General features: G+C 74.4%; 24 protein-coding genes. 10 read left to right on the top strand and 14 right to left on the bottom strand.

The features are described 5' to 3' along the window. The coding region (locus DMH08_RS29065; protein ID WP_125619046.1) for a S1C family serine protease at positions 1 to 802 on the top strand (802 nt) is incomplete at its 5' end. Between the two features lie 181 nt (positions 803 to 983). Here the strand turns inward: DMH08_RS29065 and DMH08_RS29060 are convergent. After that, entirely contained in the window at positions 984 to 1,817 is an 834-nt protein-coding gene (locus DMH08_RS29060) for an oxygenase MpaB family protein (RefSeq protein WP_125619044.1), read from the bottom strand. 79 nt (positions 1,818 to 1,896) lie between these two features. Here DMH08_RS29060 and arfB point away from each other — a divergent pair, with 79 nt between their 5' ends. The 3 genes from arfB (at position 1,897) to DMH08_RS29045 (ending at position 4,741) form a co-directional block, all read left to right on the top strand. Further along, complete coding sequence (arfB, locus tag DMH08_RS29055) at positions 1,897 to 2,322, top strand: alternative ribosome rescue aminoacyl-tRNA hydrolase ArfB (protein ID WP_125619042.1); 426 nt, start codon at positions 1,897 to 1,899, stop codon at positions 2,320 to 2,322. A 148-nt stretch (positions 2,323 to 2,470) separates the two neighbouring features. Further along, positions 2,471 to 3,868, top strand: a complete 1,398-nt coding sequence (locus DMH08_RS29050; protein ID WP_125619040.1) for a hypothetical protein — start codon at positions 2,471 to 2,473, stop codon at positions 3,866 to 3,868. A 15-nt stretch (positions 3,869 to 3,883) separates the two neighbouring features. After that, complete coding sequence (locus DMH08_RS29045) at positions 3,884 to 4,741, top strand: transporter substrate-binding domain-containing protein (protein ID WP_026404444.1); 858 nt, start codon at positions 3,884 to 3,886, stop codon at positions 4,739 to 4,741. Positions 4,742 to 4,763: 22 nt separating this feature from the next. Here DMH08_RS29045 and DMH08_RS29040 read toward each other — a convergent pair whose 3' ends face one another. Beyond that, positions 4,764 to 5,564, bottom strand: coding sequence for an SAM-dependent methyltransferase (locus tag DMH08_RS29040; RefSeq protein WP_125619038.1), 801 nt, complete (start codon positions 5,562 to 5,564; stop codon positions 4,764 to 4,766). Between the two features lie 151 nt (positions 5,565 to 5,715). Continuing rightward, entirely contained in the window at positions 5,716 to 6,138 is a 423-nt protein-coding gene (locus DMH08_RS29035; protein WP_125619036.1) for a MarR family winged helix-turn-helix transcriptional regulator, read from the bottom strand. Between the two features lie 137 nt (positions 6,139 to 6,275). Between DMH08_RS29035 and DMH08_RS29025 the strand changes: the two genes are divergently transcribed. After that, positions 6,276 to 7,487, top strand: coding sequence for an MFS transporter (locus tag DMH08_RS29025; RefSeq protein ID WP_125619032.1), 1,212 nt, complete (start codon positions 6,276 to 6,278; stop codon positions 7,485 to 7,487). 55 nt (positions 7,488 to 7,542) lie between these two features. On the opposite strand, the gene DMH08_RS29020 is transcribed toward DMH08_RS29025, so the two are convergent. Further along, entirely contained in the window at positions 7,543 to 8,745 is a 1,203-nt protein-coding gene (locus tag DMH08_RS29020) for an MFS transporter (protein ID WP_125619030.1), read from the bottom strand. A gap of 85 nt (positions 8,746 to 8,830) precedes the next feature. On the opposite strand from DMH08_RS29020, the gene DMH08_RS29015 reads away from it, so the two are divergent. Beyond that, complete coding sequence (locus DMH08_RS29015) at positions 8,831 to 9,289, top strand: winged helix-turn-helix transcriptional regulator (RefSeq protein WP_125619028.1); 459 nt, start codon at positions 8,831 to 8,833, stop codon at positions 9,287 to 9,289. A gap of 106 nt (positions 9,290 to 9,395) precedes the next feature. Beyond that, positions 9,396 to 10,451 carry an NAD(P)/FAD-dependent oxidoreductase gene (locus DMH08_RS29010; protein WP_125619026.1) on the top strand — a complete coding sequence of 352 codons (1,056 nt, stop codon included), beginning with the start codon at positions 9,396 to 9,398 and terminating at the stop codon, positions 10,449 to 10,451. Between the two features lie 165 nt (positions 10,452 to 10,616). On the opposite strand, the gene DMH08_RS29005 is transcribed toward DMH08_RS29010, so the two are convergent. The 3 genes from DMH08_RS29005 to DMH08_RS28995 form a co-directional block, all read right to left on the bottom strand. Further along, positions 10,617 to 11,687 carry a hypothetical protein gene (locus DMH08_RS29005; RefSeq protein WP_026404450.1) on the bottom strand — a complete coding sequence of 357 codons (1,071 nt, stop codon included), beginning with the start codon at positions 11,685 to 11,687 and terminating at the stop codon, positions 10,617 to 10,619. Positions 11,688 to 11,840: 153 nt separating this feature from the next. Further along, positions 11,841 to 12,605: a crotonase/enoyl-CoA hydratase family protein gene (locus tag DMH08_RS29000; protein ID WP_026404451.1), complete on the bottom strand. Its 765-nt coding sequence runs from the start codon at positions 12,603 to 12,605 to the stop codon at positions 11,841 to 11,843. 8 nt (positions 12,606 to 12,613) lie between these two features. After that, complete coding sequence (locus DMH08_RS28995; protein WP_026404452.1) at positions 12,614 to 13,387, bottom strand: SDR family oxidoreductase; 774 nt, start codon at positions 13,385 to 13,387, stop codon at positions 12,614 to 12,616. 212 nt (positions 13,388 to 13,599) lie between these two features. Between DMH08_RS28995 and DMH08_RS28990 the strand changes: the two genes are divergently transcribed. Beyond that, positions 13,600 to 14,448, top strand: a complete 849-nt coding sequence (locus tag DMH08_RS28990) for an SDR family oxidoreductase (RefSeq protein ID WP_125619024.1) — start codon at positions 13,600 to 13,602, stop codon at positions 14,446 to 14,448. 47 nt (positions 14,449 to 14,495) lie between these two features. Here the strand turns inward: DMH08_RS28990 and DMH08_RS28985 are convergent, their stop codons facing one another. The 6 genes from DMH08_RS28985 to DMH08_RS28960 form a co-directional block, all read right to left on the bottom strand. Continuing rightward, a complete protein-coding gene (locus DMH08_RS28985; RefSeq protein WP_125619022.1) occupies positions 14,496 to 15,257 on the bottom strand; it encodes a metallophosphoesterase family protein in 762 nt (253 codons plus the stop codon). Next, positions 15,254 to 15,499 (bottom strand): BON domain-containing protein, encoded by a 246-nt coding sequence (locus DMH08_RS28980; protein WP_026404455.1) that lies wholly within the window; start codon positions 15,497 to 15,499, stop codon positions 15,254 to 15,256. The genes DMH08_RS28985 and DMH08_RS28980 overlap by 4 nt, the downstream gene beginning before the upstream one ends. Beyond that, the gene (locus DMH08_RS28975) at positions 15,496 to 16,032 is read right to left on the bottom strand and encodes a nucleotidyltransferase family protein (RefSeq protein ID WP_034520007.1); all 537 of its coding nucleotides are present in this window, start codon (positions 16,030 to 16,032) and stop codon (positions 15,496 to 15,498) included. Before DMH08_RS28975 ends, DMH08_RS28980 begins: the two co-directional genes overlap by 4 nt. Before the next feature lie 212 nt (positions 16,033 to 16,244). Further along, positions 16,245 to 16,640 carry an SCO5389 family protein gene (locus DMH08_RS28970; protein ID WP_125619020.1) on the bottom strand — a complete coding sequence of 132 codons (396 nt, stop codon included), beginning with the start codon at positions 16,638 to 16,640 and terminating at the stop codon, positions 16,245 to 16,247. 101 nt (positions 16,641 to 16,741) lie between these two features. Continuing rightward, entirely contained in the window at positions 16,742 to 18,067 is a 1,326-nt protein-coding gene (locus tag DMH08_RS28965) for a family 1 glycosylhydrolase (RefSeq protein WP_026404458.1), read from the bottom strand. 101 nt (positions 18,068 to 18,168) lie between these two features. Continuing rightward, positions 18,169 to 19,245, bottom strand: a complete 1,077-nt coding sequence (locus DMH08_RS28960) for an alkene reductase (RefSeq protein ID WP_199748060.1) — start codon at positions 19,243 to 19,245, stop codon at positions 18,169 to 18,171. Between the two features lie 101 nt (positions 19,246 to 19,346). On the opposite strand from DMH08_RS28960, the gene DMH08_RS28955 reads away from it, so the two are divergent. Further along, entirely contained in the window at positions 19,347 to 21,959 is a 2,613-nt protein-coding gene (locus DMH08_RS28955) for an ATP-binding protein (RefSeq protein WP_125619016.1), read from the top strand. Beyond that, positions 21,956 to 22,783 (top strand): ADP-ribosylglycohydrolase family protein, encoded by an 828-nt coding sequence (locus DMH08_RS28950; RefSeq protein ID WP_199748059.1) that lies wholly within the window; start codon positions 21,956 to 21,958, stop codon positions 22,781 to 22,783. The genes DMH08_RS28955 and DMH08_RS28950 overlap by 4 nt, the downstream gene beginning before the upstream one ends. On the opposite strand, the gene DMH08_RS28945 is transcribed toward DMH08_RS28950, so the two are convergent. After that, on the bottom strand, positions 22,772 to 23,095 hold the full coding sequence (locus DMH08_RS28945) for a dienelactone hydrolase family protein (RefSeq protein ID WP_125619014.1): 324 nt from the start codon (positions 23,093 to 23,095) through the stop codon (positions 22,772 to 22,774). The two genes, DMH08_RS28950 and DMH08_RS28945, sit on opposite strands and share 12 nt — an antisense overlap. Between the last annotated feature and the right edge of the window lie 28 nt (positions 23,096 to 23,123).

Raw genomic sequence — 23,123 nt, 5'->3', positions numbered from 1 at the left:
GGGCGCCGCCGCGCTGGCGCTCGCCGTCGCCGCGGGCGCGGGCGGCGCCGCGGCGGCGCTCGCGCTGACCGACGAGCCCGCGCGGTCCGCGCCGACCGCCGTCACGGGCGCGTCGAACGCGAACGGCTCGGTGTCGGCGGTCGCGGCGGCCGTGCTGCCGAGCGTCGTGTCGATCACGGCGCAGTCGGGGGCGGGCAGCAGCGGCGGCTCGGGGGTGGTCCTGAGCGAGGACGGGACGATCCTCACGAACGCGCACGTGGTCGACGGGGCTCAGCAGGTCGCGGTGAAGTTCAGTGACGGGAGCACCGCGCGGGCGCAGGTCGTCGGCGCCGACCGGACGAACGACATCGCGGTCCTGAAGGCGGAGGGCGTCTCGGGTTTGAAGCCGGCGTCGTTCGGTACCACCGAGGGGCTCGCGGTCGGCGACCAGGTGCTCGCCGTCGGCAGCCCGCTCGGCCTGGACGGCTCGGTGACGTCGGGGATCGTGAGCGGGCTCGGGCGGCAGGTCAGCGAGGGGAGCGACCGGCCCGAGCGGCAGGCGCCCTGGCTGCCGCCGGGCCTCCAGGAGGAGCTCAGTCAGGAGGAGCGAACGGTGATCGAGAACGCGATCCAGACGGACGCGCCGATCAACCCGGGCAACTCGGGCGGCGCGCTCGTGAACGCGTCCGGGCAGGTCATCGGGATCAACACCGCGATCCTCACGTCCGGCGGCGGCTCGGGCAGCATCGGCCTCGGGTTCGCGATCCCGATCGACAGTGCGAAGCAGACCGCCGCGAAGATCATCGCGGCGGCCGCGGTCTGACCGCGGGCGCCGTCCGGCCGGAGCTCTGGGGGGAGCGGGCGGACGGGCGGCGCCGCGGTCGGAGGACGTTCCCGGCCGGGCCGGGCTCGGGAGCGCCCTCGGCAGGACGGCCGCGCGTCCCTTACCAGCGGGGACGCGCGGCCGTCCCGTGTTCGGCGGGCGGATTCGGCGGGCGGATGCGTCAGACGCGTTCGGCGGGGGCCGGGATGGTGGGCTTGTGCCGCACCTTGGAGAGCATCGTGCGGGTGGTGGCGAGGTAGTAGTCGCGCGGGATGGTCCGGACCCGGACCGGCAGGCGGGGGTACACCAGCGACAGCGCGCCGAGCAGCAGCCGGAACCGGAGGCGCCGCGCCGCGTTCCACTTCCAGCCGTACTGCTCGCGGATCGGCGCGGGCATCAGCCCGACGGTGAGCAGCCGGATCGCGGCCAGGCCGGGCGCGGCCAGGATCCCGCCGGGCAGCTTCGGGTTGAGCACCTGGTCGGCGACGGCGCGCGACGTGTCGTTGACCTTGATCGTGTGCAGCATCCCGGCGTAGTACTCGCGGAAGGCGCGGTAGGTCTCGGGCATCCGCCCTTCCGGGCAGCCGAGGACGGTCGCGTAGACCTTCGTCTGCCCGTAGAACTCCTCGAGCTCGCGTTCGTCCAGTTTCCGGCGGAAGAGCGCCTGGTAGAACTGCGCGGCCACGGCGAACAGGGTCGCGGCCACCCACACCTGGAGGTCGGGGTCGTTCGCCCGGTAGCCCGGGCCGGTGACCTGCTCGTGTCCCTTCCAGACGAGGGCGCTGAACGTCTCCGCCTCGTCCTTCGTGCCGAACTGGACCGCGTACAGCCACCCCATGGTGTTGCGCAGGCGGCGCAGCGGATCCTCGTGCGTATAGCTGTGGTCGTATACCCCTTGGGCCACCTGCGGGTGGGCGGTCTGCAGCAGTGACGCCGCCCCGCCCGCCGCGATGAGCGCGCCCTCGCGGGTGATCACCCGGATCAGGTCCTCGTCCCGGAACAGTCCCTCGGTCATGGCGATCAGTGTAAGTAAGTGCTTGCATGCGTGGAAACCCGGAGGACAAGATCACCCCGCAGCGGGGATAATCACCCGCATGTCCGACTCGATCCCGATCCGCGGCCCGGTCTCGATCCCCGAGGCCGAGCTGCGCTGGCGTTTCTCCCGCTCCTCGGGGCCGGGCGGGCAGCACGTCAACACCAGCGCGACCGCCGCCGAACTCTCCTTCGACGTCGCCGCGTCGCCGTCCCTCCCCGAGCCCTACCGGTCCCGCGCCCTCGAACGCCTCGCGGGACGGCTCGTCCGGGGCGTCCTGACGATCCGCGCCGAGGAGTACCGGTCGCAGGTGCGCAACCGCGACGCCGCCCGCGCGCGCTTGGCGTCGGTCCTCGCCGATGCCATCGCACCACCGCCGAAGAAGCGCATCCCGAAGAAGATGCCGCGCGGCCTCAACGAGCGCCGGCTGGAGAACAAGAAGCGGCGCTCGGCCGTCAAGCGCGAACGCTCCCGCCGCTGGGACTGACCCGCCTCCCCCGTCCGGACGGGCCCGTTCAAGGTCATTCGCCGCATTTCGGCGGGCCGGAACCGGGCACGCCGGTCGTCTTGCCCGGGACCGGCGGCGCCCCAAGACTGGAAAGCGATCTCGGCGTCGCATCTGGAGGGGGCCGGACGTGCCCGTCAAGCCGTGGGGTGTCGGCACCGTCGCGGGTCGCGTCCGGGCACTGGCCGCCCTGGCCCTGCTGGCGCTGGCGGTCCTGGCCGCCTCGGCGTACGCGGCGGTCGGGGACGCCCGTGCGGGGGTGCGGACGCTCGGCGAGCGCGAGGGCCCCCTGGCGGAGCGCATCGGCGGCATGTACCTCGCGCTCACCGACATGGACGCGCAGGCGACCCGGGTCCTGCTCGCCGGGGGCGAGGCCGACTGGCTGTGCGCGCCGGAGCCGGCGGGCGCCGGCTGCGAGCGCAGCGGCGCCCGGTACATGTACGACATCCGCCGCGAGGACGCCCAGCGCGCCGCGCTGGCCGCCGCCCGGACCGGACGGACGGACCGGGCCCGCATGCGGACCGTGCAGGCGCTGCTGAACGGGCTCCACGACTACGACCAGCACGTCCAGGCGGCGATGGACGCGGCGGCGGGCCCCGGGGCGCCGCCGCCCGAGGCCGTCCGGGAGTACCGGACGGCGACCGCCCTCATGACCCGGGAGCTGCTGCCCCGGGCGTCCAACCTGGCCGCCGAGGAGGCCGCCGGCGTCACGACCGCCTACCGGGAGGAGCGCGCGTCCGTCCTCGCCGGCCGGCTGCGCGTGCTGGGCGCGGGGCTGGCCCTGGTCGCGGCCATCGCCGGGCTCCAGGTGTACCTGGCCCGGCGGTTCCGCCGCCTGGTGTCCCTGCCGCTGGCCGCCGCGCTGGTGGGCGCGCTGGCGCTGACGGCGACGGTGGCGGCGCGGCTGACCGGCGAGGCGGAGCGGCTGCGGACGGCCAAGCAGACGGGCCTGGACCCCGCCCTCGGCCTGACCCGCGTCCGGGCGCTCGGCACCAGCATGTACACCGACCGGGCCCGGCAGATCCTCGACCCCGAGCACGCCGACCGCTACGACCGCCGGTACCTCGACAAGTCCCAGGCGATCCTCTACGTCGCCGGGGCGTCCGACCTGGACGGCTACTACCGGGCCCTCGGCCGGAGCGTGGACTTCGGGGGCTACTTCGGCGGGCGGGAGCGCCGGGAGGCGAGCCGTCCGGAGGCGTCCGGCACCGCCGCGCTGCTGGCCGCCTACCGGACCTACCAGGACCTCGACCGGACCGTCCGGGGGCTCGCCGAGGACGGACGCCTCGACGCGGCGGCCCGGGCGCACCGGGACCCCCGCTGGCGGAAGCTGCCGCATCCCGCCTTCCGGGCGTACGACCGCGAGATCGACGCCCGGATCGGCCGCCACCAGGCCCGCCGGGTCCGCGCCGCGCTGGAGGCCGAGCGGGCGCTGCGGCCGATGACCCGGCTGCCGCCGGTCGCGGCGCTGGCCGTCGGCGCGCTGATCGCGGCCGGGATCCGGCCGCGCCTCGCCGAGTACCGCTGAGAACAGGAGCCGTCCGTGCGCACCGTCCGCAGCGCCCGCACCCGTGTCGCCACGGCCGTCCTCGCCGCGCTGTCCGCCGCGCTCCTGGCGGCGGCCCTGGCGGCCGCTCCCCTGGTGTACGGCGGCGAGCCCGAGTCGGTCACCGGACGGGACGCGCTGGTGATCGGCGTCGACCACGACCTCCCCGGCCTGTCCGCCCGGACCGGCGGCGGCCCGCTCGAAGGCTTCGAGATCGACGTGGCGGCCTACGTCGCGGGACGGCTCGGCGTCGCCCCCGCCGACGTGACCCTCCGGCCGCTCCGCTCGGCACGCCCCGAGGACGCGCTGCGCGACGGCACGATCGACATGGCCGTCTCGACCCGTCCGATCACCGCGGCGCGCAAGGACCGGGTCACGTTCGCCGGCCCGTACTACCTCGCGCACCAGGACATCCTCGTCCGGCAGGGCGACCGCGCCGTCCGCACCGTCCGGGACCTGCGCGGCAAGCGGATCTGCAAGGTGTCCGGCTCCGACTCCTGGTGGGTGGTGACCGGCGACCGGGAGGTGGCGGCCGTCCCGGTGCCGATGGCGTCCTACGCGGCGTGCGCCGAGTCGGTGGCCGCCGGACGCGTCGACGCCGCGACGACCGACGACCTGGTCCTCGCCGGGCTCGCGGCGGCCGTCCCCGGCACCACCGTCGTCAACGCCCCCTTCACGGACGTGAAGTACGGCATCGCCCTCCCGGAGGGGGACCGGGAAGGCTGCCTCGAGGTGAACCGCATCCTGACCGGCATGTACCAGAACGGCGCCGCCGCGACCATGCTCGACCGCTGGTTCGGCACGTCCGGCCTGGACCTCCCCGCCTCGGTCCCCCAGTTCGAGGGCTGCCCCTGAGCGCCGCCCCCGTCCGCTCCCGCTAGGGCTTGCGGCCGACGCCTCCGGTCATGAAGCGGACGTCGATGGTGCCGGCGTTCAGGATCGGCTCGTCGGGGCGCCACAGCGGCAGCGGGACGAGGCCCGGCGCGAGGATCTCCAGGCCGTCGAAGAACGCGGCCAGCTCGGCGGGCGTCCGCACCCGGCCCGTCCCGAGCTGCTCGAGGAGCTGCTTCTCCAGCGCGACCGACTCGGGCGCGTCGCCGAGCCGGGTGAAGTTGGTGATGAAGAAGTACGACCCGCTGGGTACGGCATCGCGGAGCGTCTCCACGATCTCCCCGGGCTTCTCGTCGTCGGCGAGGTGGTGCAGGATGCCGCAGAGCATCACGCAGACCGGCTCGGAGAAGTCGAGGAGGCGGCGCACCTCGGCGCGCTCCAGCAGGGCCCGGGGGTCGCGGATGTCGGCCGTCACGACCGTCGTGTTCGGGTTGTCGGCGAGGATCGCGCGGCCGTGCGCCAGGACGATCGGGTCGATGTCCACGTACACGACGCGGGCCGCCGGGTCGATCCCGTGCGCCACCTCGTGGGTGTTGCGCGCCGTCGGCAGGCCCGAGCCGAGGTCGAGGAACTGGGTGACGCCCTCCTCCGCCGCCAGGTACCGCACCACCCGGTGCAGCATCGCGCGGTTGTGCAGGGCGATGTCCCGCAGCTCCGGCATGATCTTCAGGCTGGCCTCGGCGACCTGGCGGTCGACGGCGAAGTTGTCCTTGCCGTTCAGCATCACGTCGTACACGCGGGCGGCGGTCGGGACGTCCGTGGGCACGTCCGGGGGCACCTCGGCCATGCGGGCCTCATTCAGTTGGAAGGGATTTCCCGGCATCGTAGCCGCGGCAACCCGAAACCGACTCCGTTTCGCCGACCTCGCGCCCCGGCACCCCCGTCCGCATCCGCTTGTGGTCCTCCGGCAGCTGGTTCGCCGTGGCCGACCCCGCGGTTCAGGACGGCGGGAGGGCGTCCAGGGCCCGGACGAGCGGGGCGAGCCCGGGGTCCTCGGCGGCTTCGGCGAGGGCGTCCTGGAACGCGGCGTCGTGGGTGGGGGTGGCCCTCCCGAGGAGTTCGCGCCCGGACTCGGTGACGTCGGCGTAGATGCCGCGGCGGTCGGTCGGGCAGATGTAGCGGGCGAGCAGGCCCCGGTCCTCCAGGCGGGTGACGAGCCTGGTGGTGGCGCTCTGGCTGAGCACGACGGCCTCGGCGAGCCGCTGCATCCGCATGTGGTCCTCGCGCTGCTGGGACAGCAGGTGCAGGACGCAGTACTCGTTCACGTTCAGGCCGTGGGCCTCCTGCAAGGCGCGCTCGATGCGGTCCTCGATGCGGTCGTGCAGCGCGGCCAGGCGCCGCCAGCCCTGCGCTCGTGACATGCCTCACACTCCCCGACGGTGGCCCGCACCATGCTTGCATGGTGAGATAGCACGCGTCTGCAACTATCGTCTTATGCAACTACCGCTGTGCGCGTTCTATTGCGCACGCTGTTAATGCTATCCGAGGAGGAGGCGGCGTGCCCGTCGCACTGCTGGCGCTGATCATCAGCGCGTTCGGCATCGGTACCAGCGAGTTCGTCACGATGGGGCTCGTCCCCCAGCTCACCGCCGAGTTCGGCGTGTCGGTGCCGGCCGTGGGGCTGCTCGTGTCCGCGTACGCGTTCGGCGTGACCGTCGGCGCGCCCGTCCTGACGGCGCTCGGCGCGCGGCTGCCCCGCAAGACGATGCTGCTGGGGCTGATGGTCCTGTACCTGGCCGGGAACGCCCTGTCGGCGCTCGCCCCCACGTACGGGGTCCTCATGACCGGACGGATCGTGGCGTCGCTGACGCACGGGGCGTTCTTCGGCATCGGGGCGGTCGTCGCGGCGGAGCTCGTCGCGCCGGACCGCAAGGCCCGCGCCATCGCGCTCATGTTCACGGGGGTGACGCTCGCGAACGTGCTGGGCGCGCCCGCCGGGGCGTTCATCGGCCAGCAGGTCGGGTGGCGCGCGGCGTTCTGGGCGATCGTCGCGACCGGGCTGGTCGCCTTCGCGGGCCTCGCGGCGCTCGTCCCGTCCCGGCCCCGCCCCGCGGACGCCGGATTGCGCCGGGAGCTCGCCGCGTTCGCGCGGCCGCAGGTCTGGCTGGCGCTCGGCATGACCGCGATCGGCTACGCGCCGGTCTTCGCCGTCTACACCTACATCGAGCCGATCACCACCCGGGTCGCGGGCTTCGACGGCGGCGCGGTGCCGGTCGTGATGGTGCTGTTCGGCGCCGGCCTGGTCGCCGGGAACCTGTTCGGCGGCCGGATGGCCGACCGGGCGCTCATGCCCGCGATCTACGGGACGCTCGGCGGCATCACCGTCGTGTCCCTCGCGTTCTGGTTCACCGCGCACTCGCGGGTCGCGCTGGTCGTGACGGTCGTCCTGTTCGGGTTCATCGGGTTCGCGTCGGTTCCGCCGCTGCAGACGCGGGTGCTGGACGCGGCCGAGGGCGCGCCCGCGCTCGCGTCCGCCGCCAACATCGGCGCCTTCAACCTCGGCAACGCCCTCGGCCCCTTCCTGAGCGGGATGGCGATCGACGCGGGCCTCGGCTACACGTCACCGTCCTGGATCGGCGGAGCGCTGGGCGCGGCGGGCCTCGCCATCGCCGTACTCGCCGGGGCCCTGGCACGGGGCGCCGGAAAGCAACCCTCGGGGGACGGTCGCGTCGGCGCGGTCCCGGAGCCCGCGCAGGGACACCGGCCATGACCGCCGGCGGCCCGGCGGTTCGGCGGGCCGCTCGGCCCTGCCGCCGTCCCGCGGCCTAACCGGGCGTGGAGCGGCAGGGTGCGGGACGCCCGGACGGGCGCGGCCCGCGGGCCGTCGCGGGGTCGCCGATCGTCCGGACGGCGAGCGCGCAGAGCGCGAACGCCGCGCCGAGGACGGCCGACCCGGTCCAGCCGGCGGCGTCGTACAGGGCCGCGGTGGCGGCGGCGCCGAGGGCGGAGCCGAGCGAGTAGAAGACCATGTAGCCGCCGATCACCGAGCCGGCGCGGTCCGGGTAGGCGGCGGTGAGCGCGTGCTGGTTGCTCACGTGGACGGCCTGGACGGCGAAGTCGAGCACGATCACGCCCGCGACCAGCAGCGGCAGCGACCACGGGAGCTGCCCGATCGCCGCCCAGGAGGCGAGCAGGAGGGCGAGCGCGAGACCGGTGACCCGGCGCGCGTGCCCGGCGTCGGCCCAGCGTCCGGCCCGGGCCGCGCCGAGCGCGCCGGCGAGCCCGGCGAGGCCGAACAGCCCGATCTGCGTCTCGTCCAGGTACCGGGGCGGTCCGGCGAGCGGCAGCGCCATGCCGCTCCACAGCGTGCCGAACGACGCGAACAGGAAGAACGCGACCAGCCCGCGGCCGAGGAACGGCGGCTGGACGAACAGCCCGCCGAAGGACCGCAGCAGCCGCCCGTACCGCGGCGCGTCCGGACGGGCGGGCGCGGGCGGCAGCGCGAAAGCGAGCGGCGCGAGGGCGGCGGCGAGGACGGCCAGCGCCAGGTAGACGCTCCGCCACCCCCACACGTCCGCGAGGGCGCCCGCGGCGACGCGCCCGCCGAGGATGCCGATCACCACGCCGGACGTCACGGCGCCGAGGTCGCGCCCCCGTTCGGCGTCCGGGGAGACGGCGGCCGTGTGCGCGACGGTCGTCTGCACGACGACCGCGAACAGGCCCGCGACGGCCAGCCCGGCGAACGCGGCCGGGGCGTCCGGGGCGGCGGCGGTGAGCGCCGATCCCGCGGCCACCAGGGCGAGGTGCGCGGCGATCAGGCGCCTGCGGTCGAGCACGTCGCCCAGCGGCACCAGCAGCACCAGCCCCGCGAGGTAGCCGAGCTGGCCGGCGGCCACGAGCCCGCCGAGCGCGTCGGCCGGGACGCCCAGGTCGCGGCCCATCGGCTCCAGCACCGGCTGCCCGGCGTACACGCTCGCCACCGCGACCCCGCACACGACCGCCGCCAGCAGTCTCGCCCACCGGTTCACGCCCACACCCCCGAATTGGTTTCGTTTTGCAACCGATCGGAGCGTAAGGCAGAATGGTTTCAATAAGCAACTCTCTGGAGGGGTGATGACCGGCGGCGACACTGGCGGGACGGACCCCGCCTGGACGGACCCCGGCTGCCCGGTCGCCCGCACGGCCGACCTGGTCGGCGACCGGTGGAGCCTGCTCGTCCTCCGCGACGCGATGGACGGCGCCCGCTCCTTCACCGACTTCCAGCGGCGCACCGGCATCGCCCGCAACATCCTCACCGACCGGCTCCGCCGGCTCACCGCCCACGGCCTGCTCGCCCAGGTCGAGGCCCCCTCGGGCAGGCGCAGGCACTACGCGCTCACCGACGCGGGCAAGGACCTCTTCCCCGTGATCGTCGCGATGCGGCAGTGGGGCGAGCGCCACGCGTTCGGCACCGGCGAGCCGCACTCGGTCCTCGTCGACGGCACCGGCGCGCGCGTCCCCGACCTCGTGCCCGCGGCGGCCGACGGCACCCCGCTGACGAGCGACACCACCTCGGTGCTCCGGCCCTCCTGACGCCCGCCCCGGCCCCCGGACGTCCGTCCAGACCGGCCGGTGCGTGTTCACCGGCCCGCCACCGCACGGCCACGGGCCCCATATCGGCGTGTCCCACCGTGGGCCTATGCGAATCGTCATCGTCGGGGGCGGCGTGCTCGGCACGATGCACGCCGCCGAGGCCGTCCGGCGCGGCCACTACGTCCTCCAAGTGGACCGCGGGCCCGGGCCGCGCGGCGCGCCCGTCCGCGACTGCGGCCTGGTGCGGGTCGGGGGGCGCGCGGACGGCGCCGGGCTCGCCGCGGCGCTCCGCGCACGCGAACTGTGGGAGCGGATCGGGCGGGACGTCCCCGGCGCGGGCTTCCGCGCCACCGGGTCCCTCACCGTCGCCCGCACCGACGCCGAACTCGCCGCGCTCGGGGACCTCGCCGAGCGCCCGGACGCCGCCGAGCGCGGCTGCAAGCTCCTCGGCCCCGACGAGGCCCGCGCCGTCGACCCCGCGCTGCGCGGCGCGATGCTCGGGGCGCTGTGGTGCGAACGGGACGCGGCCGTCGAACCCCGGACCGTCCTGCCGGCCGTCCGGGAGCGCCTCGCCGGGTCGGGCCGGTACACGTGGCTGCCCGGCCGCGACGTGCGCGGCCTCGGCGACATGCGCGACGTGGGCACCGCGTCCGTCCGCGACGATCGCGGCGCGACCCACGAGGCGGACGCCGTCGTCCTGTGCACGGGCGCGCCGCCGCCCGGGTGGGTGCGCGGCCTCGCGCCCGACCCGCCCGTCCGCCGGGTGCGGCTGCGGATGCTGCGGACCGCGCCGCCGGACGAGCCGCTCGCGACGTCCGTCGCCGACACCGCCGGGCGGCTGCTCATCGTGCCGGGCCTCGACGGCGGCCTGGCCGTCGGCGACCCGCGCGCCTGCGGCGAGCCGGGGCCGCCCGGCGCCGACGAGGCCGACGCCGCCGCGTACGACCGCCTCCGGGACGCCGCCGAGGCCGTCCTCGGGCGCCCCCTCCCGCCCGTCCGCCACCGGTGGACGGACGTCCGCGCGCGGTGCGCCGACCCGTCCCGGATCGTCCACCGCGAGCGGGTCGCCGAGGACGTGTGGCTCGTCGCCGGGGCCGGCGAGCGCGGCATGACCTGCTCCCCCGCCATCGCCGAGGACACCGCCGACGAACTCGGCCTGTGACCGCGCCCGAAGCCGGTCGAACGGCGGCGGCCCGGCGGGCAGGCCCGTGAGGACCCGCCCGACGAACTGGCCTATGACCGCGCGCCAAGCCGGCGGAACGGCGGCGGCCCGGCGGGGAGGTCCGTGAGGACCTGCCCGCCGGGCCGCCGCGGTCGGGGTTCGGGGTCAGCCGAAGTACTCGATGAAGGGGACCTTCTTGCTCGGGTCGGACGCGGTGCCGGCGCTGACGACGGCGGACGTGCCGGGGCGGGCGTCGATGTCGCTCGCCTGGACCGTCCCGGTGCGCGACGGGCCGTCGTAGGTGGTCCAGCGGGCGCCGTCGTAGTGCATGTACTGGGACTTGGCGCCGGTCGTGATCGGGAGCATGACCACGCCGCTCCCGCCGTCCGACGACAGGCCGATGCCCGCGGCGTTCAGCGGGGTGTCGATCGTCCGCCAGGACGAACCGTTCCAGTGCATGAGCGCGTTGGTGATCTGCGCGTTCTGGCGGACGCGCAGGACGTACACGTTGTTCGGGCCGTGCGCGACGATGCGGTGCATCGTGCCCTGGTAGCCGGGGACGCCCATCGCGCCCGGGACGACCATCGTCGTCCACTCCGAGCCGTTCCAGTGCATGACGAGGCCGTTGACGGAGGTGCCGGTGGACGACACGGTCCCGGCGAGCCACACGTCGTTGGCGGAGTTGACGTCCACGGCGGTGATGGTCGACGAGGGCGGAAGCGGGACCTGCGGGTCGACCCAGGCGCTGCCGGTCCAGCGGAGGATCGCGCAGGGGCCGCCGGCGGCGGCGTCGATGCCGGCGATCGACCAGGCGGTGCCGTCGGGGGCGGCGTCGACGGCCGTCGGGAACCCGACGAGCGGGTACGACACCTCGCTCCACTGGGTGCCGTTCCAGTAGAGGCCCTTGGTGCCGTTCCAGCTGTAGCCGATCACCCACGCCTTGTTCGGGCCGGCGACGGCGACGTCGGTGGGGGTGAAGCCGATGGGGCTCTGGTCGGCGACCCAGCCGGAGCCGTTCCACCGGACGAGCTTGGCCTGCGGGCTGAAGATGTTCCCCGCGGACCCGACGGCCCAGCCCGCGTTGGTCGCACCGAAGTCGACCTTGTCGAGGCTGCCGTCGTAGTTGAGGGCCGCGCTGGGGATGTCCCGCCAGCCGGCGGCATGTGCGGGCGCCGCCAGGGCGAGCGTCCCGGCACCGAAGGCCACGGCGGTGACCATCGCCGCTTTCCGTCGCATATCCGCTCCCAAGATCCAGTTTTGGCAGGGATCACAGTACGGGACCGCTTACTCGGCGGTAAGGGCTGTTCCGGATCAGGCCACAGAAAAAGAAGAAAACGCCCGAAACCGAAGTTCCGGGCGTTCTCTGCGTGACGGGCGAGAAGCGAACAGTTACTCGCCCTTCCAGTTGGGCTTGCGCTTCTCGGCGAAGGCCGCCGGGCCCTCCTGGGCGTCCTTGGACGTGAACACCGGCAGCGTGATCTCCTGCTGCTTCTGCCACGTCTCGGCGTCCGACCAGTCGGGCGACTCGACGATGATCCGCTTGGTGGCGGCGAGGGCCAGCGGGGCGTTCTCGCCGACCTTCAGCGCCAGCTCCTTGGCCGCGGCGAGCGCGCCGCCCGGCTCGGTGAGCCGGTTGACGAACCCGAGCTCGGCCATCCGCTCCGCGGCGTACTTGTCGCCGGTCAGCGCCATCTCCATGGCGATGTGGAACGGGATGCGCTGCGGCAGCCGGAGCAGGCCGCCGCCCGCGGCGACGAGGCCGCGCTTCGGCTCCGGCAGCCCGAACTGGGCGTCCTTCGCCGCCACGACCATGTCGCAGGCGAGGGCGACCTCGCAGCCGCCGGCGAGCGCGTAGCCCTCGACGGCCGCGATCAGCGGCTTGGCGGACGGCCGCTCGACGATGCCCGCGAACCCGCGGCCCTCGACGATCGGGTTGTCACCGGTGAGGAACCCCTTGAGGTCCATGCCGGCGCAGAACGTGCCGCCGGCGCCGGTGAGGATGCCGATCGACAGGTCCTTGCGGGTGTCGAGCTCCTCCATCGCGGCCGCGATGCCCTGCGCCACGGCGCTGTTGACGGCGTTCTTGGCCTCGGGACGGTTGATCGTGATGGTGAGGACGGCCCCGTCCTCTTCGGTCAGAACAGCGTCGGACATTCAGTGCCTCACTTCGGCTGGAAGCGGATACCACCGTCGAAGCGGATGGTCTCGCCGTTCATGTAGTCGTTCTCGATGAGGGACTTGACCAGGTGCGCGAACTCCGCGGCCGTGCCCATCCGCTTCGGGAAGGGGACCGGCGCGGCCAGCTTGGCCTTGAACGCCTCGGCGGCCTCGCCCTCGCCGTAGATCGGGGTGTCGATGATGCCGGGGCAGATGGTGTTGACCCGGACGCCGACCGCGGCGAGGTCGCGGGCGGCGGGCAGCGTCATGCCGACGATGCCGCCCTTGGACGCCGAGTACGCGACCTGGCCCGTCTGGCCCTCGAGGGCGGCGACGGACGCGGTGTTGATAACGACGCCGCGCAGGCCGTCGGCGTCCGCGGGCTCGGTCTTGGAGATGGCGGAGGCGCCGATCCGCATCAGGTTGAAGGTGCCGATGAGGTTCACCCGGATGACGGTCTCGAACGCGCTCAGGTCGTGCGGGGAGCCGTCGCGGCCGACGGTCCGCGAGGCCCAGCCGATGCCGGCGCTGTTGACGACGACGCGCAGCGGGGCGCCGGTGTCGACGGCGGCCTGCACCGCGGCCTGCACCTGCTCCTCGTTCGACACGTCCGTCTTCACGAAGACGCCGCCGACCTCGTCGGCGAGGGCCTTGCCCTTGTCCTCGTTGAGGTCGGCGACGACCACCTTGGCGCCCGCGGCGGCCAGCGATCGGACGGTGGCCTCGCCGAGGCCGCTCGCGCCACCGGATACAACGGCGGAAACTCCGTTCAGGTCCATAAGCAGCACCTTACGTGAGGGACCGAATGTGGTTCGGGGTGATGTTACCCAGACGTCACCGCGCGCTCTGCTCACACCCCGGCGGATCGCGGAGGCACGGATGTTACTCCAGGGTCACAATAGGGCCCGGCGTTTGCCGCCGACCGCTCCGGGCACCCGCCCTACCTACCGGATCCAGCCCTCTCCGAGATCCAAGGGGTGTACGGACGGACATGAGCGAACGACCGGCGCAGAGCCAGCCCTACCCGGGGCGCACGCGGGACATGACGCCCGAACCGAAGGACGAGATGCGCGACTACACCGGCAGCGGGCTGCTGGACGGGCGCCGCGCGCTGATCACCGGCGGGGACTCCGGCATCGGCCGGGCCGTCGCCGTCGCGTTCGCCAAGGAGGGCGCGGACGTCGCGATCACCTACCTCGACGAGGACGACGACGCCCGCCGCACCACCGGCCTCGTGACCGCGACCGGCCGCCGCTGCACCGCGTTCCGCGGCGACCTCGCCGAGGAGCGGCACGCCCGCGAGGTCGTGCGCAACGCCGTCCGCGACCTCGGCGGGCTGGACGTCCTCGTCCTGCACCACGGCACGCAGACCCCGGTCCAGGACGTCCGGGAGATCGACGACGCGCAGCTCCGCCGCACGTTCGAGGTCAACGTCTTCGCCGTGTTCTGGACGATCCAGGAGGCGCTCGACCACCTCGGCCCCGGCTCGTCCATCGTCATCACCGGCTCCATCAACGGGCTGCGCGGCAACAAGACGCTGATCGACTACTCGGCGAGCAAGGCGGCGGTGATGGCGCTGACCGCGTCCCTCGCGCAGAACCTCATGGAGCGCGAGATCCGGGTCAACTGCGTCGCGCCCGGCCCGGTCTGGACGCCGCTGATCCCCGCGACGTTCGACGCCGAGAAGGTCGAGAACTTCGGGCAGCAGGCGCCGATGGGGCGCGCCGCCGACCCCGACGAGGTCGCGCCGTCGTACGTCTTCTTCGCCGCGAACCGCACGTCGTCGTACTACTCGGGCCAGACGCTCGTCCCGGCCGGCGGCGAGATCCACCCGGGCTGAGGCCCGCTGAGGCCCGGCCGGTCGCCTGGCGGGCCGGGCCCGCGCGGTCACCAGGCGGACACGCGCTCCGCGACCCGCTCCGCCTCCGCGCTCTCCGGCACCTCTAGGTGGTACAGCGCGTACGCGTGCTGGAGCACCGGCAGCGCCACGTTCCGGACTCGCACGCCGCCCTTCGTGAGGCCCTTCTCCGTCCCCTTGTGCGCGTGCCCGTGGACGGCGAGGTCCGCGCCCGCCGCGTCGATCGCCTCGCCCATCAGGTAGCTGCCGAGGAACGGGTAGATCTCCGGCGGCTCGCCCTCCAGCGTGTCGTCCACCGGCGAGTAGTGCGTCAGCGCCACCCGCACGTCCGCGTCGAGCTCCAGCAGCGCCGTCCCGAGCCGGGCCGAGAAGTCCTTCGTGTGCCGGACGAACTCCTTCATCTCCGGCTCCCCGAACTCCCCCGCGCACCTCCCCTCGAAGCCGCCGCCGAACCCCTTGCCGCCCGCGACGCCGAACCGCGCGCCGTCGCAGTCCACGACCGTCCCGTCCCCTTCCAGCACGGTGACGCCCGCGTCCCGCAGCAGCGCGGCCATCTCGTCCTCGAGGTCGCTGTGGTAGTCGTGGTTGCCGAGCACGGCGATCACCGGGAGGCCGAGGTCGCGCAGCTCGCCCGCCGCGACCCGGCCCTCCTCCAGCGTGCCGTGCCGGGTGAGGTCGCCCGCCACCAGGAACACGTCCGCGTGCTCGGCGATCTCGTGCAGGTGCGCCCGGTACATCCCGGCCGACTCCGGGCCGACGTGCAGGTCCCCCGCCGCCGCGACACGGATCATGAGATCCTCTCCTCCCGGTCCGGCTCCCGGACCTCGAAGACGGACACCTCGTTGCAGATGCGATGGCCCTCCGCCGCGGCGCGCGCGGCCTCCTCGACGTCCCGCCGCTGCTCCTCGCTCGCCACCTGCCCCCGCAGATGGACGACGTCGCCGCGGACGTCCACGCGAATGCCGAGCTCGTGCGCCTCGGTCGCGAGCCGCTCCTGGATGTGGGCCGATATGTATGCGGACGGGTCGGTCACAGCACGCCCCCTTCGATGACGTTCAGCCGGGCGAGCAGGGTCAGGAACGCGTAGGCGTACGGGGACCCGGCGGTCTCGGCGGCGACCCGGGCCCAGTCCACCTGCTCCCGCAGCGCCCGGCACACATGCAAGAACCCGCTGAAATCGCACGCCGTCTCGGTGAATGCCAGCAGCCGCATGATCGCCAGGTCGGTCGGGTGCAGCACCGGCATGAACACCGCCCCCACCGGGATCTCCGTCGTCCGGCCCAGCAGCTCCGCGTCCACCGGCCGCCCCGACGGCGTGTGGATGAGGTCGATCACGTGGTCGCCGTCGCAGGCTTTCTCCAGCCAGTTCTCGGGGCTCTCCAGATGCGTCATGCCCGCCTCGCCGAGCGCCTCCAGCGCGGCCCGGACGTCCTCCGGCCGCACGACGAAGTCGACGTCGTGCGTCGACACCGCCGCCCCGTGCGCGTACGCCGCGAACCCGCCCGCGAGCGCGTACCGGACGTCCGCGTCGCGCATCGCCGCCGCGGCCCGCTTCAGGCTGGGCATCAGCCCCTCCGCGGGGCCGCCCGGCCCCGGCGCCCCGGACCCGCGCCCGGCCGTCCACGACCGGGTCTGCACATCAACCACGCGATCCCCTGACCTCGATGGCGCTCGCGGTCGCGGTACCCACTGAAACCCGCCCTATTCGACCTTCCCTTCGGGGCGGGAGAGGCCGGCGCGGCCCGGGCCGCCGGGCTCCGGGCCGCGCCGGCGCCCGGTCAGCAGTCGATCAGTTCGGGGGACTGGTTGAGGAGCTGGGCCCTCGGGGAGACGAAGCGGTCGTAGCGGTCGGCGGCGCCTTCGGCGCGCGGGTCGAAGGCGGCGACGCGGTGGCAGTTCTGGAACGCCAGGCGGACGCCGAAGTGGCGTTCCAGGGCGCCGCGCATCGCGTCGCTCGCGAGGGCGCGCAGGAGTTCGCCGCGGGCGCGCTCGTCCGGCGGCGGAACCTGGTTGTCGGCGAACCCGTCGCCGCCGTCCCGCATCCGCTCGACGACGCCGCTGATCACCTCCCACGCGTACGGCAGCGACGCGCGCACGCACGCGACGAACGCCGCGTCGTCCACCTCCCCCTTCTTCGCGGTCTCCATGAGCCGGTCGTCGACGGTCAGCGACATGACGCACTCCCTCTCTGCGGGCTGGGCAGGACGCCTCCACTCTCACATGGAAACGGTTGTCATTTCCAGTCGCGCGGAGTTGGGAGTTTCCGGACGAACGACTACGAAGCGGGCGGCATCGCGGGGCTGCCGAAGCAGCTGCCGAGGGGATCGCCGATCGAGCACCAGCCCGGCTTCCGGACCGGGACGTACCCGGACGGGACGCCGCGCCGCGCGATCAGCGACCGGTAGGTGGGCACGGCCTCGGTGGGCCTCCGGGTCAGGGACGGGTCGGTGAGCACGTCGACCGTGTAGAGGCCGAAGCGCGGCCGGTAGCTGCCCCACTCGTAGTTGTCGGTGAGGCTCCAGTAGTTGTAGCCCATCACCGGCACGCCCTCCGCCATGGCCCGCTGGATCCAGTAGACGTGGTCGCGCAGGTGGTCGGAGCGCGTGTAGCCGTCCGGGCGCGGCTTGCCGTCGTCCATGGGCATGCCGTTCTCCACGATGAAGACCGGCAGGTCGGGCACGCGCAGGTGGTACTGCTTCAGCGCGTAGTACAGCTCCTCCGGGGCGGGGTCGATCTTCCACAGCTCGCCCGTCAGCGCGTGGGCGGCGCTGATGTTCTCCAGGTTCGCGCCGTAGTAGTAGTCGAGGCCGATGAAGTCGAGCTTGTCGGTGGCCTCGTTGAACAGGGCCGCGTCGAACAGTCCGTTGATGACCGTGCCGTACGCGACGTTGCTGGACACCATGGCACCTGGGTCGACGCGGTGAATCATGTCGTAGGCCGCCCTGTGGGTCTTGACGAGCGCCTTCTGCATCGTCAGGACCTGCCCCAGGTCCAGCGGACGGTGCGTCAACTCCCGGTAGATGTACGAACTGGCCTCGTTGAACGTGACCCACAGGACGTCCATGTCCTTGTAGCGGTTCACGACGAACTCGGCGTGCCGGAGCCAGTCCTGCTGGGTGCGGGGATTGTCCCAGGCGCCCTGGTCGGCCACCCAGCCCGGGTACACCCAGTGGTCGAGGGTCAGCATCGGCCGCATCCCGGCGGCCCGGATCCGGCGGACGAGGTCGTCGTAGTAGGCGATCGCGTCCGGGTCGCGGTGGCCGCGGCGGGGTTCGACGCGGGCCCACTCGACGGACGTCCGGAACACCTGCACGCCGAGGCCCCGGGCGAGCCCGATGTCGCCCGGGTAGCGGTGCCGGAAGTCGACCGAGTCGCGGTACGGGTCCTCGACCTCGCCCGCGCGGCTCTCGACGTAGCGCGTCCAGTTGCTGTCGGGGAAGGACCCCTCGCTCTGGAAGCCGCTCGTCGAGACGCCCCAGAGGAAGTCGGCGGGGAACCGGACGGTGCCGCGGGCGTCCGCCGCGGCCGGGAGCGCCGTCCCGGCCGCGACGAGCAGCACCAGGACGGCCAGGAGACGTGCGCAACGGGATCTGCCGGGCACGGGGAACCTCCGAGAAACGTGAGTCTTTCTCGGACTACAGATCCCGGAGAGGTCCCCGTCAATCCCCTCGGACGGCCACATCCGGCGCGCCCCCGCGCGCTTCAGCCCGCGAGCACCGGGTAGTCGGTGTAGCCGCGGTGGTCGCCGCCGTAGAACGACGCCGCGTCGGCCTCGTTGTACGGCCCGCCCGCCCGGATCCGCCGCGGCAGGTCCGGGTTCGCCAGCCACAGCTGCCCCAGCGCGACCGCGTCCGCGACGCCGTCCCGCAGCGCCGCCGCGCCGTCCTCGGGGCTCGCCGGCGACCCGTCCGCCACCGGGTGCGGGTTCAGGACGAGCGCGCCCGGCCAGCCGTCCCGGATCAGCCGCGTCACCTCCCGGTTGCCCGCCTCCATGACGTGCAGGTACGCGAGGCCCAGCGGGGCGAGGGCCGCGACGAGCGCCCCGTACAGCTCCGGCACGTCGCTCTCGGCCACCCCGCCCGCGCCGTTGCCCGGCGACACCCGGAAGCCCGTCCGCTCCGGCCCGATCGCGTCCGCGACCGCCCGCGCCACCTCCGCGGCGAACCTGATCCGGTTCGCGACCGTCCCGCCGTACTCGTCCGTCCGGACGTTGCTGCCGTCGCCCAGGAACTGGTGGATCAGGTACCCGTTCGCGCCGTGAACCTCGACCCCGTCGAAGCCCGCCTCGACCGCGTTGCGCGCGGCGGCGGCGAAGTCCGCGACCGCCTCCGCGATGTCGTCGCGCGTCATCTCCCGCGGCACCGGATGCTCCAGCATCCCGTCCGGGTGGAACATGGCGTCACCGCTCGCGATCGGCGACGGCCCCACCGGCAGGCCCCCGTCCGGGTACAGCACCGGATGCCCGACCCGTCCCGAATGCATGAGCTGCGCGAAGATCCGCCCGTCCGCGGCGTGCACCGCGTCCGTCACCTTCCGCCACGCCGCCACCTGCGCGTCCGCGTGCAGCCCCGGCGTCCACAAGTACCCCTGGCCCCGGACGCTCGGCTGCACCGCCTCGCTCACGATCAACCCCGCGCCCGCCCGCTGCCGGTAGTACTCCGCCGTCAGCTCCGACACCCTGCCGCCGTCGAACGCCCGGCTCCGCGTCATAGGCGCCATCACCAACCGGTTCGGCAGCTCCAGCTTCCCGAGCGAAACCGGCTCGAACAGCTCGTCCATCACGACCTCCTAGCGACGTTTCCGATGGTCACGAACCTACGAACCCCCGCATACGGGCCGCATCCGTACCGTTTCGGTACCTGGCCCCGTAGTTTGGAGCCGTGCTCTACGGGCGGAACACCGAACGAACGCGCATCTCCACCCTCCTCGCCGAGGCCCGGGACCACCGGCGCAGCGCCGCGCTGCTGCTGCGCGGCGAGGCGGGCATCGGCAAGTCCGCGCTGCTGGACGACGCCGAGGCGACGCTCCGCGCGGCCGGCGGCACGCACGTCCTGCGCGCCGTCGGCGTCGAGGCCGAGTCGAACCTCGCCTACGCGGGCCTCAACCAGCTCCTGTGGCACGTCCGCGACCGGCTCGGCGCGCTCCCCGCCGCCCAGGCGGCCGCGCTGCGCACCGCGCTCGACGACCCCGGCGCCCCCACCGACCACCGCGACCGGTTCACCGCCGGCCTCGCCGTCCTCACCCTCCTCGCCGACCTCGCCGAGGACCGCGGCCCCGCCCTCTGCCTCGTCGACGACGCCCAGTGGCTCGACGGCGCCACCGCGCAGGCCCTGCTGTTCGCCGCCCGCCGCCTCACCGCCGACGGCGTCGTCATGCTGTTCGCCGCCCGCGACACCGGCTTCACCGGCACCGGCCTGCCCGAGCTGCCCCTCGAACGCCTCGGCGCCCGCGACGCCGAACGGATGCTCGCCGACCGGGACGTCCCGCGCGCCGCCCGCGCCCGCGTCATCCGCGAATCCCAGGGCAACCCCCTCGCCCTCCGCGAGTTCGCCGCCGCCGGGCAGCGCACGCCGTCCACCCCCGACCCCCTCCCCGTCGCCGACCGGGTCACCGCCGCGTTCCGCGACCGCATCGCCGAACTCCCCGACAAGACCCAGGCCATGCTGCTGATCGCGGCCGCCGAGGGGCGCGGCCACCTGCCCACCCTGCTGCGCGCCGCCCGCCGCTTCGGCGCCGACCTCACCGACCTCGCCGCCGCCGAACGCGCCGGACTCGTCGACGTGTCCGGACGGTCCGTCGCCTTCCGGCACCCGCTCATCCTCACGGCCGCCTACCAGGGCGCCGTCGCCACCCAGCGCATCGCCGTCCACCAGGCCATCGCCGACATCGCCGACGACCCCGACTGCCGGGTCCGGCACCGCGCGTCCGCCGCGATGGTCCCCGACGAGGACGTCGCCAAGGAACTGGAGGACGCCGCAGAGCGCGCGCGGAACCGCACCGGCTACGCCACGGCGTCCGCCCTCTACCGGCAGGCCGCCGAACTCACACCCGACGCCCAAGCGCGCGCGGCACGCCTCGCCGCCGCCGCCGACCTCACCCTCCAAGCGGGCAACGTCGAGGAAGCCGAACGGCTCTCGGCGTCCGCCGACCCCCTCCTCACCGACCCCGCCGCCCGCGCCCGCCTCGGCCGCCTCCACGCGACCGTCGAGTTCGAACGCGGCGACCCCCGCGCCGCCGTCCGCATGCTCGTCGAGCACGCCGCCCACGCGGCCCCCGACGACCGCACCGCCATGCTCCGCGACGCCGCGAACTACGCGTGGACGTCCGGGAACGCGCCGTCCGTCCTGCGCATCGCCGCCGCCTCGGACGACCCGTACGTGCGGGGCCTCGCGCACCAGGTCCGCGACGAGCACGACCGCGGCCTGCCGATCATCGCCGACCTCCTCGCCCGCCCCGGCGACCCCGTCCGCGCCGCCCAGCTCGCCCTGATCCTCGGCGACGACCGCGCCGTCCTCGACCTCACCGCCGCCGAAGCCGACCGCTGCCGCCGGCACGGCCTCGTCGCCGCCCTCCCGAACGTCCTGCAGACCCAGGCGCACGCGCAGATCATGCTCGGCCTGCACGCCGACGCCGAGGCGTCCGTCGCCGAGGCCGTCGCGCTCGCCCGCGACACCGGCCTCGACCGCCGCGCCGGGCGGCTCCGCGCCGCCCTCGCCCGCGTCGCCGCCATCGAGGGCGACGAGGACCGCCTCCGCGACCTCACCGCCGACGCCCCGCCCCCCGGCGGCGGCTTCGCCGACAGCGCCCGCGCCCTCCTCGACCTCGCCCTCGGCCGCCACGACGACGCCCTCCGCCGCCTCGACGACATCGCCGCCGGCCCCCGCCGGCACGGCACCCACGCCCTGCTGTCCGCCGCCGACCAGGTCGAGGCCGCGGTCCGCGCGGGCGCCCCCGACCTCGCGCGTCCCGCCCACGAACGCTTCCGCGCGTGGGCCCGCGCGTCCGCGCAACCGTGGGCGCTCGCCGTCGCCGCCCGCTGCGAGGCCCTCCTCACCGACGCGGAAGAACCCTTCAAACTCGCCGCCGACCTGCACGAACGGTCCACGCGCCCCTTCGAGAAGGCCCGCACCGAACTCCTCTACGGCGAATGGCTCCGCCGCGCACGGCGCCGCTCCGACGCCCGCGTGCCGCTCCGCTCCGCGATCGAGACCTTCGAACGGCTCCGCGCCGCCCCGTGGCTCGACCGGGCCCGCGCCGAACTCCGCGCGACCGGCGAGTCCGCCGCGGCGCCCGCCGCGCCCAGCGCGCTCGACCGGCTGACGCCGCAGGAACTCCAGGTCGTCCGCCTCGCCGCCGAAGGCACCAGCAGCCGCGAGATCGCCGCGCAGCTGTTCCTGAGCCCCCGCACCGTCGAATACCACCTGTACAAGGCGTACCCGAAGCTCGGCATCTCGTCCCGCAAGGAACTCTCGACCCTCCTGGAGCCCGCGTGAACCGCGCCTACGCGACCCTCCAAGCCCTCGCCGTCGGCGACGCGCTCGGCTCGCAGTTCTTCGTCCCCGCCAACCGCGCGTCCTACGAGGACCGCACCCTCCCCCCGGGCCCCTGGCAGTGGACCGACGACACCGAGATGGCGGCGTCCGTCTACCGGATCCTCGCCGCCCACGGCGAGATCGACCAGGACGCCCTCGCCCGGGCCTTCGCCGACAACCACGACTTCGACCGCGGCTACGGCCCCTCCACCAACCGCCTCCTCCGGCTGATCCGCGAAGGCGGCGACTGGCGCACCCTCGCCCGCGAGCCCTTCGGCGGCCGGGGCTCCTGGGGCAACGGCGCCGCCATGCGCGTCGCCCCCGTCGGCGCCTGGTACTTCGGCGACCCCGACACCGCCGCCCGCCAGGCGGCCCTCTCCGCCGAGGTCACCCACCCGCACCCCGAAGCCGTCGCCGGCGCCGTGGCGGTCGCCGTCGCGGCCGCGCTCCCCCGCACCACCCCCGGCGCGTTCCTCGACGCGGTCATCGACCGCACCCCGCCCACGAACGTCCGCGACGGCATCGCCGAGGCCCGCCGCCTCCTCCCCCTCGGCGACCCTGTCCTCGCCTCCGCGGCCCTCGGCAACGGGCGCCTGGTCGCCGCGCACGACACCGTCCCGTTCGTCCTCTGGGCCGCGGCCCGCAACCAGGACGACTACGAGCGCGCCTTCTGGACGACCGCGGCCGCCGGAGGCGACATCGACACCAACTGCGCCATCGTCGGCGGCATCATCGGCGATCCCCCCGCCCACTGGCTCGCCCAGTGCGAACCCCTACCCCTGTAGGTGCCGCCCCAGGAACTCCTCCGCGAGCGCCCAAGCCCGCTCCGCGGGCGCCTCCTGGTAGAACATCGGCGCCTTCCGGTTGTGGAACGCGTGCCCGCCGTCCTCCTGCACGTGCACCTCGACGCCGTCCCGCGCCGCGCGCTCCACCTCGGCGACGTCCTCCCGGGGGATGTAGGGGTCGGCGCCGCCGAAGTGCAACTGCAGCGGCCCCCGCACATCCGCCATCCGCTCCAGTCGCGCGGGCACCCCCGACCCGTAGAACGACACCGCGGGCACGTCCACCCGGCTCGGCTGGCATCGCACCGCTCCCATGGACGCGGGACTCCAGCACGCCTTCTAT

The sequence above is a fragment of the Actinomadura sp. WAC 06369 genome (assembly GCF_003947565.1).
Classification (GTDB): Bacteria; Actinomycetota; Actinomycetes; order Streptosporangiales; family Streptosporangiaceae; genus Spirillospora; species Spirillospora rifamycini.
Note: the sequence above shows the minus strand (reverse complement) of the source record. Positions and strands in the feature narration are given on the sequence as shown.

What these genes read in the sequence shown, in the direction of transcription:
- DMH08_RS29035 (WP_125619036.1), bottom strand. Translation starts at nt 6,138, where the DNA reads ATGTCACGAGCGCAGGGCTGGCGGCGCCTGGCCGCGCTGCACGACCGC.
- DMH08_RS28975 (WP_034520007.1), bottom strand. Translation starts at nt 16,032, where the DNA reads ATGCCCAGCCTGAAGCGGGCCGCGGCGGCGATGCGCGACGCGGACGTC.
- DMH08_RS29060 (WP_125619044.1), bottom strand. Translation starts at nt 1,817, where the DNA reads ATGACCGAGGGACTGTTCCGGGACGAGGACCTGATCCGGGTGATCACC.
- DMH08_RS28970 (WP_125619020.1), bottom strand. Translation starts at nt 16,640, where the DNA reads ATGTCGCTGACCGTCGACGACCGGCTCATGGAGACCGCGAAGAAGGGG.
- DMH08_RS29015 (WP_125619028.1), top strand. Translation starts at nt 8,831, where the DNA reads ATGACCGGCGGCGACACTGGCGGGACGGACCCCGCCTGGACGGACCCC.
- DMH08_RS28985 (WP_125619022.1), bottom strand. Translation starts at nt 15,257, where the DNA reads ATGATCCGTGTCGCGGCGGCGGGGGACCTGCACGTCGGCCCGGAGTCG.
- DMH08_RS29040 (WP_125619038.1), bottom strand. Translation starts at nt 5,564, where the DNA reads ATGGCCGAGGTGCCCCCGGACGTGCCCACGGACGTCCCGACCGCCGCC.
- DMH08_RS28995 (WP_026404452.1), bottom strand. Translation starts at nt 13,387, where the DNA reads ATGGACCTGAACGGAGTTTCCGCCGTTGTATCCGGTGGCGCGAGCGGC.
- DMH08_RS29010 (WP_125619026.1), top strand. Translation starts at nt 9,396, where the DNA reads ATGCGAATCGTCATCGTCGGGGGCGGCGTGCTCGGCACGATGCACGCC.
- DMH08_RS28960 (WP_199748060.1), bottom strand. Translation starts at nt 19,245, where the DNA reads ATGGACGAGCTGTTCGAGCCGGTTTCGCTCGGGAAGCTGGAGCTGCCG.
- DMH08_RS28990 (WP_125619024.1), top strand. Translation starts at nt 13,600, where the DNA reads ATGAGCGAACGACCGGCGCAGAGCCAGCCCTACCCGGGGCGCACGCGG.
- DMH08_RS29000 (WP_026404451.1), bottom strand. Translation starts at nt 12,605, where the DNA reads ATGTCCGACGCTGTTCTGACCGAAGAGGACGGGGCCGTCCTCACCATC.
- arfB (WP_125619042.1), top strand. Translation starts at nt 1,897, where the DNA reads ATGTCCGACTCGATCCCGATCCGCGGCCCGGTCTCGATCCCCGAGGCC.
- DMH08_RS29005 (WP_026404450.1), bottom strand. Translation starts at nt 11,687, where the DNA reads ATGCGACGGAAAGCGGCGATGGTCACCGCCGTGGCCTTCGGTGCCGGG.
- DMH08_RS28945 (WP_125619014.1), bottom strand. Translation starts at nt 23,095, where the DNA reads ATGGGAGCGGTGCGATGCCAGCCGAGCCGGGTGGACGTGCCCGCGGTG.